The organism is Streptomyces sp. NBC_00390, from assembly GCF_036057275.1.
In the GTDB taxonomy this organism is placed as follows: domain Bacteria; phylum Actinomycetota; class Actinomycetes; order Streptomycetales; family Streptomycetaceae; genus Streptomyces.
In genome coordinates this window covers 1,768,481-1,786,063 of sequence record NZ_CP107945.1, presented here as the reverse complement: position 1 = coordinate 1,786,063, position 17,583 = coordinate 1,768,481, and the positions used below count along the sequence as shown (strand labels likewise).

The window sequence follows — 17,583 nt, the reverse complement described above, 5'->3', positions numbered from 1 at the left end:
GAGACATGACGAAGCCGCTCTACGAGGTCGGCGAGACGCCGCCGCTCGGTGAGGTCCCGCGGCAGATGTACGCCTCGGTGATCCGTCAGAACCGTTTGGGTCCGCCGAAGCAGGCGTTCCGGACCGAGGTCGTCGACACCCCCGCCATGGGCCGGGGCCAGGTGCTGGTCTACGTGATGGCCGCCGGCATCAACTACAACAACGTGTGGTCCTCGCTGGGCAAGCCCGTCGACGTCATCGGCATGCGGCAGCGCCAGGGCCAGACCGAGGACTTCCACATCGGCGGCTCGGAGGCCTCCGGCGTGGTGTGGGCCGTCGGCGAAGGCGTCCGCAACGTCAAGGTGGGCGACCACGTGCTGCTCACCAGCGGCCAGTGGGACGAGACCGCCGAGGACATCCGGATGGGCACGGACCCGCTGGTCTCCGAGAGCATCAAGGCCTGGGGCTACGAGACCAACTATGGTTCCTTCGCCCAGTTCTGCCGCGTCGACGAGTACCAGTGCCACCCCAAGCCCGCCCACCTGTCGTGGGAGGAGTCGGCGGCCTTCCTGCTCACCGGACCCACTGCCTACCGGCAGCTGTTCGGCTGGCAGGGCAACACCGTCCGCCCCGGCGACCCCGTCTTCATCTGGGGCGGCGCGGGCGGCCTCGGCTCGATGGCCATCCAGCTCGTCAAACTGGCCGGCGGCATCCCGATCGCCGTGGTCTCCGACGAGGACCGCGCCGCGTACTGCCGCCGCCTCGGCGCGGCGGGCACCGTCAACCGCCGCGACTTCGACCACTGGGGCCGGCTGCCCGACACCGGGGACGCCGAGGCGTCGGCGCGGTTCCTGCGCGGTGCCCGCGGGGTGGGCAAGAAGATCTGGGAGATCCTCGGCGAGCGCAAGTCCCCGCGGATCGTGCTGGAGCACAGCGGCCAGGACACCCTGCCGACCTCGATGTACCTGTGCGACAACGCCGGCATGGTGGTGATCTGCGGCGGCACCTCCGGCTACAACGGCGACGTCGACCTGCGCCACCTGTGGATGCGCTCCAAGCGCCTCCAGGGCTCGCACTACGCCGACACGCGCCAGTGCCGCGAGGTCATCAACCTCGTCGGCGCGGGCATGCTCGACCCCTGCCTGTCCGCCTGCGAAGGCTTCGAGGACATCGGGCGCATGCACCAGATGATGCACGACAACGTGCGCCCCTCCGGGAACATGGCCGTCCTCGTGAACGCGTCCCGGCGCGGCGAGACGACGCTCGAACTCCCCGCCGCCTGAACCGCCCCCGCCGTACGAACCTCACCGTACGAGCCCGCACCGCACGAACCGTCCCTCCTCCCACCAGCAAGCGCAAGGAGAGTCATGTCCCAGCCCACCGCCGGCGTGCCCGCCGTCCCCAAGGCCCGCAGCTGCCCGTTCCTGCCGCCGGACGGCATCGCTGGCATCCGGGAGGCCTCCCCGGTGACCCGGGCCACCTTCACCAGCGGCCACGAGGCCTGGCTGGTGACCGGCTACGAGCAGGTGCGCGCCCTGCTGCGTGACCCGTCGTTCAGCGTCAAGGTGCCTCACGCGCTGCACACCCAGGACGGCGTCGTCACCCAGAAGCCCGGCCGCGGCAGCCTGCTGTGGCAGGACGCCCCGGAGCACACCGACGACCGCAAGCTGCTCGCCAAAGAGTTCACCGTCCGGCGTATGCAGGCGCTCCGGCCGAACATCCAGCGCATCGTCGACGAACACCTCGACGCCATCGATGCCCAGGGCGGCCCGGTCGACCTGGTGAAAACCTTCGCCAACCAGGTGCCGTCCATGGTGATCTCCGACCTGTTCGGCGTCCCGGCCGAACGGCGGGCGGAGTTCCAGGAGATCGCCGAGGCGATGATGCGGGTCGACCAGGACGCCGCCGCCACGGAGGCCGCCGGCCTGCGCCTCGGCGGACTGCTCTACCAGCTCGTCCAGGAGCGCCGGGCCAACCCCGGCGACGACCTGATCTCGGCGCTGATCACCACCGAGGACCCCGACGGCGTCATCGACGACATGTTCCTCATGAACGCGGCCGGTACCCTGCTGATCGCAGCCCACGACACCACCGCCTGCATGATCGGCCTCGGTACGGCGCTGTTGCTCGACCGCCCCCACCAGCTGGCCCTGCTCCGCAAGGACCCGTCACTGATCGGCAACGCCGTCGAGGAGCTGCTGCGCTACCTCACCATCGGCCAGTTCGGCGCCGAGCGCGTCGCCACCCAGGACGTGGAGATCGGCGGCGTGCGCATCGCCAAGGGCGAGCAGGTCGTCGCGCACGTCCTGGCCGCTGACTTCGACCCCTCCTTCGTGGAGGAGCCGGAGCGCTTCGACATCACCCGCCGCCCCGCCCCGCACGTGGCCTTCGGCTTCGGCGCCCACCAGTGCATAGGCCAGCAGCTCGCCCGGATCGAGTTGCAGATCGTCTTCGAGACCCTGTTCCGGCGCTTCCCGACCCTGCGCCTGGCCAAGCCCGTCGAGGAGCTCCGCTTCCGCACCGACATGGTCTTCTACGGCGCGCACGAGCTGCCCGTCACCTGGTGACCTCCGCGCCACGGCCCACCCCACAGGTGAGCAGCGCCCGCGAACCGCGGGCGCTGCTCACCGCGCTCCAGCGCGCCGCGTCGCGCCGGAGACGGCCGGGGCAGCCCTGAACTCTAGGGGTTGCCCTACCGCAGGGCGCAGAGCCTCCGGACATGGCCGAGCGGGCGCTGACCGGACTGCGCACAGCCCTGCCGACGGACCGGATTCTGCACACCCTGCTGACGGACCGAATTCCTTTTCCCGCGACCATTCCGCAGCCATTTCCACGGCCGTTCCCGTATCCATTCCCGTATCGACGGACGACGGCACTGCCGATCGTTTGAAAGGCATGACATGACCGAGACCGAAATCCGCCCCACCGGATCGCCGGCCCCGTCCTTCCCCGTGGACCGGACCTGCCCGTACCAGCCGCCGCAGGCCTACGCGGATTGGCGGGGCGAGAGCCCGCTGAGCCGGGTCACGCTCGTCGACGGCCGGGAGGCGTGGCTGGTGACCGGGCACGCCGAGGGACGGGCGCTGCTCGCCGACCCCCGGCTGTCCTCCGACTGGGGCCACCCGGCCTTCCCCGTCGTCGTCCAGCGCACCGAGGACCGCGGCGGGCTCGCGTTCCCCCTGATCGGCGTCGACGACCCGCTGCACGCCCGGCAGCGGCGCATGCTGATCCCCAGCTTCGGCGTCAAGCGCATGAACGCCATCCGCCCGATGATCCAGGACCTCGTGGACCGGCTCCTGGACGACATGCTGGCCAAGGGGCCGGTCGCGGACCTGGTGTCGGCCTTCGCCCTGCCTGTGCCCTCGATGGCGATCTGCGAGCTGCTCGGCGTCCCGTACGGCGACCACGACTTCTTCGAGGAGCGCTCCCGCGACTTCGTGGGCGCCGCGACGTCGGAGGAGGCCGACGCGGCCTTCGCCGCGCTGTACGGCTACCTGCACGAGCTGGTGGCTAAGAAGCAGGCCGACCCCGGTGACGGCCTGCTGGACGAGCTGATCGCGCGCCAGCTGGAGGAGGGCGCGCTGGACCACGACGAGGTGGTCATGATCGCGCTGGTCCTGCTGGTGGCCGGCCACGAGACCAGCGTCAACGCGATCGCCCTCGGCGCCCTCACGCTCCTGCAGCACCCCGAGCAGCTCGACGCGCTGCGGCGCGATCCCGGGGCGATCACCGGAGCGGTCGAGGAGCTGCTGCGCTTCACCTCCGTCTCGGACTTCATGGTCCGGATGGTCGAGGAGGGCATCGAGGTCGGCGGCGAGACCCTCAAGGCCGGGGACGCGGTGGTCGTCTCCATTTCGCTGATGAACCGTGACGCCAAGGCGTACGAGGACCCCGACACCTTCGACATCCGGCGGAACGCCAAGCACCACGTCGGCTTCGGCCACGGCATCCACCAGTGCCTCGGGCAGAACCTCGCCCGCGCCGAGATCGAGATCGCCCTCGGCACGCTCTTCGCCCGCATTCCGGACCTGCGGCTGGCCGTCCCCCTCGACGAGGTGCCCATCAAGGCGGGTCACGACGCCCAGGGCCCGATCGAGCTCCCCGTCACCGTCACCTGGTGAGGACCCGGACGGAGAGAACGGAAGCGACGGCAGGAACGGAGAAGGAGCGCGCCATGCGCATCATCATCGACCGCGATCGGTGCATCGGCGCCGGCCAGTGCGTACTCACCGCGCCCGGCGCCTTCACCCAGGACGACGACGGGCTGGTCACCCTGCTCCCCGGGCACGAGGACGGGACAGGCGACCCGAACGTACGCTACGTCCCGGGGGCCTGTCCGGTCCAGGCAGTCACGGTATCCGACGACTGAACCGCGTCTGCCGAGAATTGATCCAGCCCGTCCCATGACTCACGACAAGCCGCTCGGTCGGGGAACGCACGCTGACGTGCACCAAGGGCTGAAGACGTTGCCCACCACGGACAGTTGGCTGAGTCCATTGCCCGTCCGGCTGCTGTCGAGTCAGCAGGGTGTTCGCCGGTGCGGAAGACCGGTCGAAGCCGACCCTCCGCGTCCCTGCGGGTGCTCACCTCTCGGTGAGCACCCGCGGCCGCGGACGTGGCCCGAGTCGTCCGTGCCGGTCTCTGACGGTCGTGCCGCGGCCGGGGCAGCAGGGCGGGAAGGAGTGGGGCATACGGTGCGCTTTGTGCGGCGGTGGTACTCCTCGTTCACTGAGCGGAGGTTGGCCGTCAGACCGCGGCCCTGCGGTGCTGATGGATTCCAGGCGGAACTGCACACCCCACGGCGGCAGCGCGCGGTGGCGCACGGGCACGACGACCCGCGGGGGGCCCAGGCCGTGGCCTCCAGCGGGTAGTCGACCCTGGCAGCGTTCTCGAAGCAGAACCCGAAGTCGGCCGGGCGGTGCGGGGGGCTGGGACTGGGCGAGAGGACGACGTTGAAGGCACTTTCGCGTTTCCGCTCAGGATCCGGACGCCGCCGCAGGTGAAACGCGGAGGCTAGGACGCTGCCTTGACGTCCTCCGCGATGATTCGCTCGATGTTCCGCTCGGCCAGCGCCGTGATCGTCACAAAGGGGTTGACTCCGATGGACCCCGGTATGAGCGCGCCGTCCGTGACGTAGAGGTTGCGGTAGCCCGCGACCCGGCCGTACACGTCGGTGGCCTTGCCCAGGACGCAGCCGCCGAGCGGGTGGTAGCTGAAGTCGTCGGAGAAGTTCTTCAGATGCGGCCCGAACAAGTCGTAGCGGTACGTCGTCGTGTTGGCCTCGTTGATCCGGTCGAAGAGCGACTTCGCGGCGTCGACCGCGGGCGTGTTCTGGTCCCGGGTCCAGCGCAGCACGGCCCGGTCGGTGGCCTTGTCGTAGACGAAGGTGCCGCGCTCGGGGTTCTTGGTGATCGCCAGATAGAGGCTGATCCAGGTCTCCAGACCGGCCGGCATCGGCGCGATCTCCGCGAAGACCGGGGCGGCGGGGTTGTCCCAGTCGTCGATGCCCAGGGCGGGGATCGACGACTGGTGGGCTCCTGTGGGGCTCCAGACATGGTTGGCCCGGCCGGTCATGATGTTGCCGTTGGGGCCCCAGCCCGCGCCGACTTCGGCGTTTAGGTCGGGCAGCGCGCCGGTGTCCCGGGCGCGCACGAGCAGCTCGGTGGAGCCGAGGCTGCCGGCGCCGAGGAACAGATGGCGGCAGGCGATCTCCTTGTGGACGACGGCCGTGCCGTCGGCGTCGATCTGGTCCACGGACAGCACATAGCTGCCGTCCGGCTGTTGATGGATCGCCTTGACCTGATGCAGGGTCTCGATGGTGACCTTGCCGGTGCCGAGCGCCGCGGCCAAGTAGGTCTTGTCCAGGCTCTGTTTGCCGTGGTTGTTGCCGTAGATGACCTCGCCCGCCAGCGCGGACTTGGGCACCTCACCGGCCGCCTCGCGCCGCATGTGGCCGAAGTCGTAGACGTTGGGCACGAAGGTGGTGCTCAGGCCCGCCTTGCCCGCTTGTTCGCGCGAGACCCGCGCGAACTTGTACCACTCCGTTTCCTCGAACCAGCCCTTGTCGATGTGGTTCACCTTGAGCATGGAGTTGGCACGCGGGAAGTACCGGTCGTACATCTCGGCGGCGTCCACCCGCGGGAGGACCTCCTGGAAGTACGAGCGCTTCGGCACGACGGCCATACCGCCGTTGACCAGCGAACCGCCGCCCACGCCCCGCCCCACATACACCGACATCTGGTCGAAGTGCACCCTGTCCAGCACTCCCGCGTACGGGTCGATGTCCCGGTTGATCACATCCAGCCACAGGAACGAGCCCAGCGGGGCCTCGGTGCGCGACTTGAACCAGCTGGAACGCCGGTCGGGCTTGAGCATTCCGCAGAAGACGTTGCCGTCGTCGGCGGGCTTGTTCCACAGCTGGCCCATTTCGAGCATGAGCGTCGGAATTCCGGCCTCGCCGAGCCGCAGTGCGGATACCGCGGCGCCGTATCCCGTACCGATCACCACGGCCGGTACGAACGAGCCGCTGCCGCCCTGTGGATTCCTCTTATCGGCGGCCGCTACACGTGGGGCGGCGGAAATCGTGGTCATTCCGGCGACGGCGGCGCCGCTGAGGGCGGCCAGTCCTAGCAGGCGGCGCCGTGACAGTTGCTGGTTCTCGAACACGCTGGTAGTACCCGACCTTCGCCGACAGGATCCTCCCCCGCGGGGCTGTTCCGCGGGGCCGTTCCGGCAGGGATCGCGGGCCTTATCGACCAGCCCGAGCCGCCGGGTTCCACCATCCTGTTCAATAAAGACTGGGGGAAATGCCAGAGACACAGAGGCCGTTGACCGGCTGAAATGCGATGCCCCATCCGGAGCGGCGGTCCCCGGCTCGCCCGTGCCGGTCTCTGACGGTCGTACCCCGGCCGGGGCAGTGGGGCGGGAAGGGGTGGGGCATATGGTGCGCCCTGCGCAGCCGTGGTACTCCTCGTTCACTGAGCCGAAGTTGGCCATCAGGCGGCGGCACTTCGGTGCTGAGGGATTCCAGGTGAAACTGCACACCCCGCAGCAGCAGTGCGCGGTGGCGCAGGGCCACGACGACCCGCCGAGCGCCCAGGCCGTGGCCTCCAGTTCCGGAGGCAGGTCCGCTATGGCCAGGGAGCGGTAGTGCACCACCTCCAGCGGCGCGGGCGGACCCTCGAACAGACCCGTGTCGTCGTGCCGTACCGGGGAGATGCGGCCGTGGCGCGGTTGAGGGGCGCACTCACCCGGGCGCCTTGGAAGATGACGAGGCCCTGTTTGCCCAGGCCCCCCGAGGCCGGGCAGCCGACCCTGGCAGCGTTCTCGAAGCAGAACTGAAGTCGGCCAGGCGGTGCGGGGAGCTGGGACTGGGCGAGAGGACGACGTTGTCGAAGGAGTCCAGCAGCTCCGGGCCCCAGGCCGTGTCGTCGTTGCGCACGACCTCGGGTTCCTCGCCGTTGACCTTGGCGTGTGGTGGAAGAGGTTGCAGGTTAAAGGAGTCGTAGTTGTCGACCAGCAGCGTACGCATCACAGCCGCCCGAGTTCGCGGGATATGAGGGACACGACCGCGGCCTGCTGCCCCGTCAGGAAGAAGTGCCCGCCGGGCAGCACCTCCAGTCGGAAGGAGCCGTCGGTGTGCCGCTCCCAGGCCGTTGCCTCGTCGATGGTGGTGCGCGGGTCGGCGTCGCCGGTCAGAGCGGTGATTGGGCAGCTCACGCGGCGCTGTTCGCCGCAGTGGTACCTCTCGATCGCCTCGTAGTCGCCACGGATGGCCGACAGCGCCATGCGTAGGATCTCCTCGTTGCCCAGCACCTCCTGGTCGGTACCGTCAAGGATCTTCAACTCGGCGATGATGCCGTCGTCGTCGCGCCGGTGGACACTCTCCGCGCGATGAGTGGAGGGCGCCCGGCGCCCCGACGCGACCAGGGCTCGGGGCGCGGCTCCTGAGCCCTTCTGCTCCAGTCGCCACGCCGTCTCGAAGGCGAGGACGGCCCCCATGCTGTGACCGAAGAACAGGGTCGGTTTCTCGTCCAGTTGGAGGAGCTTGTCGGTGATCCGGTCAGCCAGTTCCCCGATGTCGGTGACACAGGGCTCCAGCCTGCGGTCTTGTCGGCCGGGATACTGCAGGGCGATGACGTCGGCGCTGGAGGAGAAGGCGGTCGACATGGGCAGGTAGAAGCTGGCCGACCCGCCGGCGTACGGGAAGCAGACCAGCCGGGGGGCATTGCCGGGCGCCGGGTGATATCGCCTGACCCACATGGCCAGGTCGTCGTCCACGCTGTTCAACAGCTCGGGTCCTTTCTTGCTGGGGAGCGGCGACAGGGCCGCGGGGCTGCGACGGTGCGCGTGCTCAGTCCTTGTGCACGGTGATCGCCAGGCCGGGACACAGGTCGGCGTACTGTGCACCGCGTCCCGCTCTGACGCGGCGGGCCGTGGTGGCCGCTGAGCCCCATGCGCCGCCGGGCCTGCAGGCACTCGCGGGTCATGTCGAAGCCGGCACCGTCGCCCGGCCGACGGAGGGCTCCAGGGCCGCGGTCAGAATGCCGACAGGGGTGGTTTGCCCACTCCGTCGTGGCCGAGTAGCGTCAGTACCGTTCCCGAGGAGTGGACAGGGCGACCGAGTTGAGTGCGCGTAGGGAGCCGAAGGCTTTGCTGACGCCATGTGCCTAGATCACGTTCTCGTCTCCTTCCTGATGCGGGGGAGGCGTTGGACTGGGTCAGGACATCACTGTCTCCTATGGGTTGGTCGGTCCGGTACCCCGGCCTCCTGCCGCGGAGGGTGGGACGGTTGCCTTCGATACTCGGGCAGGGACATTCGGGAAAACCCTAGAAGTGCCGCCCCCGGGAGGCACGCACAGCCTTGCCGCGCCCGGGCAGGCGGGCACCCAGCAGGGTCAGCAGCGGTTCTGCCTGGAGGGCGGTCTGCTCGAGCACGTGGTCAGGGTCGGACGCCGCGGTGATGATGGCGCCGACGCCATAGCGCAGTCCGTGGCCGGTGAGCAACGCGGTGTGTGTGGCGAGGGCGAAGTCGGCCGCACCGGTCAGGGAGAAGTACCCGACCGCGCCCGTGTGGATGCCGCGGGGGCCGCTCTCCAGCCGGTCGGTTATCCGAGTCGTGCCGAGTTTGGGGGCGCCCGTGACCGAGGCACCCGGGAAAGCCGAGCGCACCGCGGCCGCGGCTCCGGCGTCCGCGCGCAGTTTTGCCCGTACGGTGCTCACCATGCGGTGGGCCGTGGCACCCGTCTCCACATCCAAGAACGGATCGACCGAGACGTTGCTGGTGAGGGCGAGGGAGCCCAGATCGTGCCGGACAACGTCAACGAGTGTCAGATGCTCGGCCCGGTCCCGCTCACTGGTCGCCAGGTCCGCGACCAGCAGCGCGTCCTCCTGCGGGGTGGCTCCGCGCTGCCGGGAGCCACCCACGATGGTCGACTCCACCCGTGCGTCCTGGTTGACGTGAAGGAAACGCTCGGGGGAGGCGCTGAGCACTGACAAGGGACCGAAGCTGAGAAAGGCTCCGAACGAAGCCGGATGGATCCGCCGCAGGGATCGGTAGGCGTGCCAGGGGTCGAGGCCCGTTCTGGCCTCGATCATGTTGGCCAGGTACGCGCCGTAGCTGCGACCGGCCGCCAGCTCCTCCTGGCAGGCGTCGACGAGCCTGAGGTACCGCTCGCGCTCGTGACGCAGTCGAAGTCGTACCGGCGTGGCGGCCGACGGGTGAGAGGCGGCCGAGGCATGCGGCAGCCGCAGGTGGGTGAGGGTTGCGTGGGCGGTGCTGAGCCAGGCCCGCGCCGGGGCTTCCTGCCCTTCCTCGGCGAGGGCGAGCAGATGGAGGGTGTCCGTGTCGTGGTCCAGGACGACTGCTCGGTCGGCGAAGACCATGACGGCGTCGGCATGCCGTGACCGGTGGGCTCGCGCGCCCCCGCACTCGGCCTTCAACTCGTAGGCGAGGAAGCCGACCCAGCCGAGCGCGAAGTCGCACGGCACGTCCGGGCAGTCGACCGCGAGGGAGCGCAGGTCCGCTTCGATGAAGTCCAGGAAGCCGCTGCGTACGACCTCCACCGACCCCGCCGCCTGAACGGACACGGTGCCCTTGGCGACGTTCGCGGTGGCGATTCGGGCGAGCGGCCCGTCGGCGTTGCCCAGTACGGAGAAACGCCCTGCACCGACGCCGGTCCGGCTGCTGTCCAGCCAGAACGCATGGTCACCGGAGCGGAACAGCCGGTCGAAGACGGCCTCGGCGTTCCTGTGGCCGTGCAGTCGCCTTAGCAGCACCCGCAGTTGGCGTCGCCGCTGGGGCGGCCGGCCGCCGCGCGGGGACCGGCCCGGCGCTCTGGGGGGCATGGGAGCGTGCATCGGCAGAACGGTTCGTACACGGCCGTGCCGCTCGGTGAGGTCACGGAAGTTGGCCAGCAGATGAGGGCCCGTCTCGGCGCCGGCGGACTCGGGGTGGAACTGCACGCCCCACAGGGGGAGGGCGCAGTGCCGCAGGGCCATGACCACGCCGTCGTCCGTCGCCCAGGCGGCCGGCTCCAGGGCGGGCGAGAGGCCGGTGACCGCGAGGGAGTGGTAGCGGACCACTTCCAGCGGGTTGGGCAGGCCGTGGAAAAGACCGCTGCCGGTGTGCCGCACGGGTGAGGTGCGTCCATGGCACGGCCAGGGGGCCCGGCCCACCGAACCGCCGTGCGCCAGGGCGATGGCCTGGTGGCCGAGACCCACCCCGAGCACCGGCAGCCGTCCGTGTGCGGTTACTTCGGCGCAGATACCGGAGCGGGCGGTCTCGAACGGGGTGCCCTGCCCCGGGGACAGCAGCACGTTGTCGAAGCCCTTGAGCAGGCCGGGACGCCAGGCGGGGTCGTCGTTGCGGACGACCTCGGGCTCGCGTCCGTTCACTTCGGCGATGCGATGGAACAGGTTGTAGGTGAACGAGTCGTAGTTGTCGACCAGCAGAGTGCGCATCACGGGTCCTTGTTCCGCACATGCTTGGGCGGGACCGGGGCTTGCGGCCAGTTGAATCGGGCCAGGAAGCGGCCCGGCGGGTCGGTCTCCTGTGCTGTCTGGCGCGAGGGGAAAGCGTTTCCTCGATGGGATTCCGGGAGGGGAAACCGCGGCCGGAAGTCGAATCAGAGAATTTTCAGGAGAGGGAGCGTCGTTCGCGGAAAATTACCCGGAAGGCTGCACTGGGCGGACTTATCCGAGTGGTTGATTGATGGAGAGCCGGTGCCGATGAGTGGGATGCGGGCCGAAAACGAATGGCCGGATCGCGTCGCGTTCTCGGGGATGGGTCAACTTCGGAAAGAGTACCTGCGTGGTGGGCGCCGAAGTCGTCCAGACAGTGTGTGCTGATTGTCACGTCGATCCGTTCGAACCCTCGACCCTCTGAATTCAGTCGCGGGAGCTGCCGGGCGGCGCCATGCCGCGCCCTGGCGGGGTGTCCGAGTTCCGGAAGGTCGACGGGCGGAATCGTTCTTGTCGCGGCGCTCGTCGCTCCCCCGTTGTCCGAGGCCGGGGTCCACATTGCATCCCTATGTAATCTCATGGTCGGCGCCGGGAATTCCTTAGACTTCCGCAGTTGGAAGAGCAAGATTTGTGACTGTTCGTCACCTTTGTCGCAATTTATCGAATCGGGTTTAGTGATGTGATGACGGGAACTTTCATGGCGGCGCGCCCCCTGCTATCTCGGCTACCCAAAGGAGGTATCCTCCGGAACCAGGGGGGTGCTCCGGCGATCCTCGCAAGCTTGCGCAAATGTGATTCGTGCTGTTTGGGTGCGCTGCTCACCTCGGCGGAAATTTGCTGCAAATTCGCGAGCGAGTCGGTCGCCGAGCAATGTTGCTAAAAGGTGTGTTGAGGGTGCGAGGGGGTTGCGTGCGTAACCATGGGAAAATACTGCAGCACGACGTATTGCTCGGCCGCGACAACGAACTGGCAGCACTCGTCGCGCGGGTGAGCGCCGCGCGCCGCGGCGATACCGGATGCGCGATCCTCACCGCGCCCTCCGGCTTCGGGAAGAGCGTTCTGCTCGACTCGCTGCTGCGTACCCCCGGATGCTGGGGCATGACGGTGCTGCGCGGCCACTGCGGGGAGGCGGCCGGAGGGGCCGGGGCATACTCCGGATTACGGGCCCTGTTCGCGGCGACGGGCACCCCGGCAACACACCGCGAGGAGACAGACGGGGGTGCCGGCCATCCGGCTGAGTTCCTGCCCGGACCCGGGGGTACACAACGGTTCAGCCTCCCCACCGCTTACCCGGTGTTCCGCCGACTCCACAGGCACGCCTTACGTCTGATGGCGCATCGACCACTCATCCTCGCGCTCGACGATGCCCACGACTGCGACGAACACTCCTTGCGCTGGCTGGATTTCATCCTGCGGCGGGCGGCCGGGCACCCCCTGCTGGTCCTCCTCGCACGGCGTTCCGAGGCCCGTCTGCGAGCCCCCGAGGCCTGGGCCGGCCTCCTTGCGCAACCCGCGATGTCCCTCCTGCACCTCGGCGCTCTCGGTACCGACACCGTCGGCAGCCTGGCCGAGCAGGTCTTCGGGACACCGGTGCACCCCCGACTGGCCCGGGACGTGGCCGCGGTGACCGGCGGCAACCCGCGGACCGCTGTACGACTGCTGCGCGAACTGCGACGCCGGGGGGCCGGCCCGGACGAGGCGGGCGCGCGCCAGGCGGTGGAATTGGGCGCTCGCATGGGAGCCAGGTCGGTGCGGCGCGTGCTCGCCCGTGAGCGCGCCGACCTGCGGAGCGCCGCGGCTGCCGTCGCGCTGCTCGGCACCGAACCCCTCAAGTACATCGCGGTCCTGGCGGACGTGGATCGCGGGTCGGCCGAGGAGGCGGTGACAGTACTGCGCCACGCCGGAGCCCTGTCCCCTGATGGCGCGGAAGTGGTGCACGACGCCGTACGGGACGCGCTTCTAGAGTCGCTCAGTGTCAGCCAGAGGGCAGAACTGCACGCGCGCGCCGCCCTGTTGCTCAGCGACGCTGGCAGCCCGGCCGACCAGGTGGCCCGGCATCTGGTTGAGCTGCCCCAAGTCCACGAACCGTGGATGGCGGCAGTACTGCGGGATGCCGCCGCCTGGGCCGAGCAGCGCGGCGCCTTCAGCGACGCGGCCGGTTTCCTGCGCCGTGCCCTGGAGGCGGAGCCGGACGACGCCGAAGCCCGACTGCGGCTCGCCCTCGCCGTGACCCCCACCGACCCCTTGGCCGCGGCTGCGCTGTTCCGAACCGCACTCGCCGACGCCGCAGACACCGCCGCACGAGCCAGCATCGCGGTCCAATACGCCATGGCCTGCCTGACCGTGCCCCTCCCGGCCTCTCACCGGGCGGAACTGCTGGAGGCCCTGGAAGCCGCCCGGGACACCCTCACGAACGACTCGCAGACCGACGTACAGCTGCGCGACCAGGTGGCGGCCGTCCTGCTGCTCATGGGGCGGCGTCGAACTGACACGGCGGGCCGGCAACCCCGCGGTCCCCTAACGGCGCCGCACCAGGTGCGAACCGGCCTCAGCGACCCGCTCCAGACAGCGGCGCTCGGCGCATTGCACGACGCACTGTCCGGCCACTCCCGGGAGAGGGCGGTGCGGGACGTCCGCCGGGTGCTCGTCGCCGCCCCCAAACAACCGCTTTGGCTGCAGTTAGCCGCCGCCACCACCCTCGCCCTCGCCGACGAGACCGCGGACGCGCACGCCGCACTCGACACCGTGCTACGCCGCACCGCCGATGAACCGGCCTCCTGGACTCGCGTACTTGCCCTGACCACACGGTCCACCTTGCTGCGCCGCGACGGCGCCTTCTTCGATGCCACCGCCGCGGCCCGCGTCGCGATCGACACGGTGGGCGAATCGGGCAGTGACGCGTGGATGCGGCAGGCGCGTGCGGTGCTGGCGTCTGCTCTCGTCGACCAGGGCGAGCCCCAGCGGGCGGAGCGCCTTCTGGACGGGATCAGCCGCGCCGAACCGAGCAGCTCCGCCATCGAAAACCAGCTGTACCTGTACGCCCGGGCTCGGGCCCGCTGGGCCGCCGGTCACCCCGCGCAGGCCCTTCGGCTGCTGCGCGAGTGCGGCTGGGCACAGGAGGCTGCCGGTGTGGTGAACCCGGTGGTCACCCCGTGGTGGGCGGAGGCCTGCCTCATCCTCGCGGCCATGCGCCACCCCGCCGACGGCAGGGAACTCGCCGACCAGGGAGCTGAACGCGCCCGCCGCTGGGGAACGCCACGCGCCCTCGGCCTTGCCGCGCTTGCACGGGGCGTGCTCACTCGGGGCCGGGCAGGGGTCGATCTGCTCGCCGAGTCGGTGCATCACCTGTCCCGCTCACCCGCTGTTGCCGAATGCGCCCGGGCTGAATACGCCCTTGGCCGAGCCCTCCTCCTGCACGGCGACGAGACCGCCGCCCGGAACCGGCTGCGCAGAGCGGCGGGCCTCGCCGGTGGCTGCGGCGCGCTCGCGCTGGCGGAGTCGGCCCGCAACCTGCTGGTCTCCGCCGGAGGACGGATGGCGGGCGCCACCGGTACGTCGACTGGGGGTCTGCTTACCACGACCGAGCTCAAGGTGGCCGGACTGGCGGTGTCCGGAGCGAGCAACCGCCAGATCGCACAACGACTGTTCGTCACCGTGCGGACCGTCGAGTCCCATCTGACCAATGTCTACCGCAAGCTCGGGGTGCGTCGACGGGAGGGACTCGGCCTCGCTCTGCGCGCCGTCCAGGGCCGCTCGATGCAGCTCCCGGGCGCATCAGTGCTGGAGGGAACGTGAATGTCCGCCCTGCCGGAGACGCACGCCACGGACGAAGGAGCGGAGGCTGGAGAGCCAGGTGAGCACCGGATGACTTATTCGGCCAACTCCTCCCGGTTCCACCACGCCCAGTCGGCGACGGCCGCCACACATCTGCCGCCCTGCACCGGTGAACGGGAACGGACGCGCCTGGCGGCGCTGGTCGACGCCCTGGACACCGCGGGCCCGGTACTGGTCACGCTGTCGGGCGGAAGTGGATCCGGCCAGAGCGCCCTCGTCCGCTGGGCCGTGGACCGGGCACGCACGGCCGGTCGCCGGGTGCTGCACGCCCGCGCCGTCCTGTCGGAGAAGGAGCAGTCGTATGCCGTGGTGACACAGTTGCTGGACCAACTCGACGGCATGGCCACGAGCCATCGGGCAGCGCGACCCGAGCCTCTTCCGGGCCTGACGAGGGTGCTGCGCGCCGTGCGTGAGCACCCGACCGTCCTGGCCGTCGAGGACACGCACTGGCTCGACCGGGAGTCGCTGCACTGGCTCCAGGCGCTGCTGCGCCGGTCCGCCGGTCTGCCGCTCGTCGTCGCGTGCGGTGGCAGCGAAGCGGTGGCCGATGAACCGGGATGGCTGAGCGCGCTCGGCTCTGCTCCGGGCCCAGCCTCCTGCCACCACCTGCCCCTGGCGCCGCTGTCACCGCATGAGGTCGCAGCCGCGGTCACGCGGATCTGTGGGCCGGGGAACGATGAGCGGTTCGCGGCGGAGGCGGGCCGGATCAGCGGCGGCCAACCCGCGGTGCTCCACGACCTGTTGCTGCGGTTCGGCGCCCTAGGGCACCACACGGGCGCAGCCCGTGTGTCGCTCCTCCACACGATCGGCACCGAGGTACGCGGCGACCACCTCGTCCACGCGATGCACACGCTCGGCTCGGAAGGGGGCGCGGTGGTACGGGCCCTGGCTGTCTGCGGAGACCTGCTCGACTTCCCTTTCGTGTGCGCTCTCGCACGCGCGACCCGTCTCAACCAGCACCGGCTGCGCGCCGCCTTGACGCAGACGGTCGGTATCCAGGGCCTGCCGGGCGGCCGTCTGCGGGTCGAACCGTCCCTGCGCACGCGGGTCCTGGAGGGGATGACCGCAGCTGACCGGACCGACTTGCACACGCAGGCCGCCGAACTTGCCCATCGCGCCGGAGCCGAGGACAGGGCGGTGGCCGATCTGCTGCTCGGCGCCCGCCCGATCGCAGCGCCTTGGGCGGTGCGGACGCTGCGACGGGACGCGGACCGGGCGGTCCGGGACGACACACACGGGCGCGCCGTCGTACTGCTCACCCGAGCCTCGCAGGAGGTACGGGACCCCGCCGAGCGCGCGCGGCTTGACCTGGAACTGGCCGCCGTGCACTTGGTCACCGAGCCTGAGGCGGGTGATCTGCGGATCGAGCGGCTGATCCGCACGCCCGGCAACCCCGTCGTGGTGCGTGTAGCCGCCGCCGACCTCGGCATCACCGCAGGCGGCACCCGGGCTGTGCGCCGCGCTCTCACGGACGTGCTGACGGAGGCGACCGGCGCCGAACGGGAGGATATGCTCGCGCTGTTCTGGGCCGCCGACCCCACCGCTCAGGAGCACGACGTGGTGTCCGTTCCCTCGGTCCCACCGCTTCCTAAGCGGCCGGCCTCACCCGCTCAGGCCGCCGTGCGTGCCTGGCAACTGGCCCTGTACGGCGAGGCGCTCGACGAAGTCCGGAGCCTGGCGCGGACGGCCCTGGCCTACGATCACCGGTCCGACGGCCCGCTCGTCCAGCCTACGCTGGCCGCCTGCAAGGCCCTGTGCCTCGCCGACGCGCTGGACGAGGCGGAAGCCGGCTTGAACCGGTTGCTTGGCACACTCGGCGGCAGCCGGCTCCGGCTGGCTGCCCCGCGCCTTCTCGCGTTGCGCGGCGAGGTCCATCTGCGCCGTGGTCGGCTTGCCCAGGCCGAGCGGGACCTGCGGGAGGCCGAGCAGGCGGTGGGCCTGCTCGTGCGGTCGGCTGCCGTCCTGCCGCACTTGCACGGCATCGGCACCATCGTCGACGTGGAGAGCGGCCGTGATGAGCGAGCCCGTGACCGCGTCACCATGCCCATGCCGTCCGCTGCCGAACACAGCGAGTACTGGCCCCATCTGCTGTTCGCCCGGGGCGTGGTCGCATTGCGCTCCGGCAGCCCCGCGGAGGCGCGGGACCAGCTGCTGGAATGCGGCCGCCGGCTGTTGAGCCGTCACCATCTCAATCCCGCTCTGGTGCCTTGGCGTTCGCTGACCGCGCTGGCCTGCCACGCCGCGGGTGATGCAGACGCGGCCCTGAGCCTCAGCGAGCAGGAGCTGACGCTCGCCCGGCGCTGGCGCATCGGCAGCAGCGTCGCCTGGGCCGAGCTGACTGCAGTCCTGGTGACCGCGCGGAAAGACCGTCTGGCCACCCTCCGCTCGGCCATGGAAGCAGTCCGGTCCGGACCGACCGGTCCGGAATACGCCCGCGTGCTCGCCGAGTTCACCGCCACGGAGTTGACCGCCCCCGGGGGTGACCGGCAGCTGGCGGCGGTGTCCCTGGTCGAACTGAGCGCGCTGACCGCCGCCCATCCGGCAGCCCCGATGGCGGCCCGGGCTCGTGCCCTGGCCGGAATGGCCGCCGAAACGGTACCGGTTCCGGGCTGGGACGTGCTCTCCCCGGGTGAGCGGCAGGCCGCACTGCTCGCCGGCATCGGCCGCAGCAACCGTGACATAGCCGCTGTGCTGCAGGTCTCCAGCCGTGCCGTGGAACTCCGGCTAGCCCGGGTGTACCGCAAGTTGTGCATCAACGGGCGTCAGGAACTGCGGGCACTGGTCCGCGCGACGGAAGGACACTGAACG

At 70.2% G+C, this 17,583-nt stretch carries 9 protein-coding genes; 6 read left to right on the top strand and 3 right to left on the bottom strand.

What is annotated here, in order from left to right; genetic code table 11:
- Positions 1-5: 5 nt before the first annotated feature.
- From ccrA to OHS70_RS07730, 4 genes are all read left to right on the top strand, one after another.
- Complete coding sequence (ccrA, locus tag OHS70_RS07745) at positions 6-1,262, top strand: crotonyl-CoA carboxylase/reductase (protein ID WP_328395034.1); 1,257 nt, start codon at positions 6-8, stop codon at positions 1,260-1,262.
- Between the two features lie 84 nt (positions 1,263-1,346).
- Positions 1,347-2,546 carry a cytochrome P450 gene (locus tag OHS70_RS07740; protein WP_328395032.1) on the top strand — a complete coding sequence of 400 codons (1,200 nt, stop codon included), beginning with the start codon at positions 1,347-1,349 and terminating at the stop codon, positions 2,544-2,546.
- A gap of 333 nt (positions 2,547-2,879) precedes the next feature.
- A complete protein-coding gene (locus OHS70_RS07735) occupies positions 2,880-4,100 on the top strand; it encodes a cytochrome P450 (protein WP_328395030.1) in 1,221 nt (406 codons plus the stop codon).
- Positions 4,101-4,153: 53 nt separating this feature from the next.
- Complete coding sequence (locus OHS70_RS07730; RefSeq protein ID WP_328395028.1) at positions 4,154-4,348, top strand: ferredoxin; 195 nt, start codon at positions 4,154-4,156, stop codon at positions 4,346-4,348.
- A 644-nt stretch (positions 4,349-4,992) separates the two neighbouring features.
- Here the strand turns inward: OHS70_RS07730 and OHS70_RS07725 are convergent.
- From OHS70_RS07725 to OHS70_RS07715, 3 genes are all read right to left on the bottom strand, one after another.
- A complete protein-coding gene (locus OHS70_RS07725) occupies positions 4,993-6,645 on the bottom strand; it encodes a GMC oxidoreductase (protein WP_328395026.1) in 1,653 nt (550 codons plus the stop codon).
- 864 nt (positions 6,646-7,509) lie between these two features.
- Positions 7,510-8,268, bottom strand: a complete 759-nt coding sequence (locus tag OHS70_RS07720; protein ID WP_328395024.1) for a thioesterase II family protein — start codon at positions 8,266-8,268, stop codon at positions 7,510-7,512.
- A gap of 540 nt (positions 8,269-8,808) precedes the next feature.
- Positions 8,809-10,941, bottom strand: a complete 2,133-nt coding sequence (locus tag OHS70_RS07715; RefSeq protein ID WP_328395022.1) for a chorismate-binding protein — start codon at positions 10,939-10,941, stop codon at positions 8,809-8,811.
- Positions 10,942-11,850: 909 nt separating this feature from the next.
- Here OHS70_RS07715 and OHS70_RS07710 point away from each other — a divergent pair.
- Positions 11,851-14,736, top strand: a complete 2,886-nt coding sequence (locus OHS70_RS07710) for an AAA family ATPase (protein ID WP_328395020.1) — start codon at positions 11,851-11,853, stop codon at positions 14,734-14,736.
- A 69-nt stretch (positions 14,737-14,805) separates the two neighbouring features.
- Positions 14,806-17,580, top strand: coding sequence for an AAA family ATPase (locus OHS70_RS07705; RefSeq protein WP_328395018.1), 2,775 nt, complete (start codon positions 14,806-14,808; stop codon positions 17,578-17,580).
- The last annotated feature ends 3 nt before the right edge of the window (positions 17,581-17,583 follow it).

Excerpts from the sequence above, each read along its gene's own strand:
- ccrA (WP_328395034.1), top strand. The coding sequence starts at position 6 with ATGACGAAGCCGCTCTACGAGGTCGGCGAGACGCCGCCGCTCGGTGAG.
- OHS70_RS07715 (WP_328395022.1), bottom strand. The coding sequence starts at position 10,941 with ATGCGCACTCTGCTGGTCGACAACTACGACTCGTTCACCTACAACCTG.
- OHS70_RS07735 (WP_328395030.1), top strand. The coding sequence starts at position 2,880 with ATGACCGAGACCGAAATCCGCCCCACCGGATCGCCGGCCCCGTCCTTC.
- OHS70_RS07730 (WP_328395028.1), top strand. The coding sequence starts at position 4,154 with ATGCGCATCATCATCGACCGCGATCGGTGCATCGGCGCCGGCCAGTGC.
- OHS70_RS07740 (WP_328395032.1), top strand. The coding sequence starts at position 1,347 with ATGTCCCAGCCCACCGCCGGCGTGCCCGCCGTCCCCAAGGCCCGCAGC.
- OHS70_RS07705 (WP_328395018.1), top strand. The coding sequence starts at position 14,806 with ATGACTTATTCGGCCAACTCCTCCCGGTTCCACCACGCCCAGTCGGCG.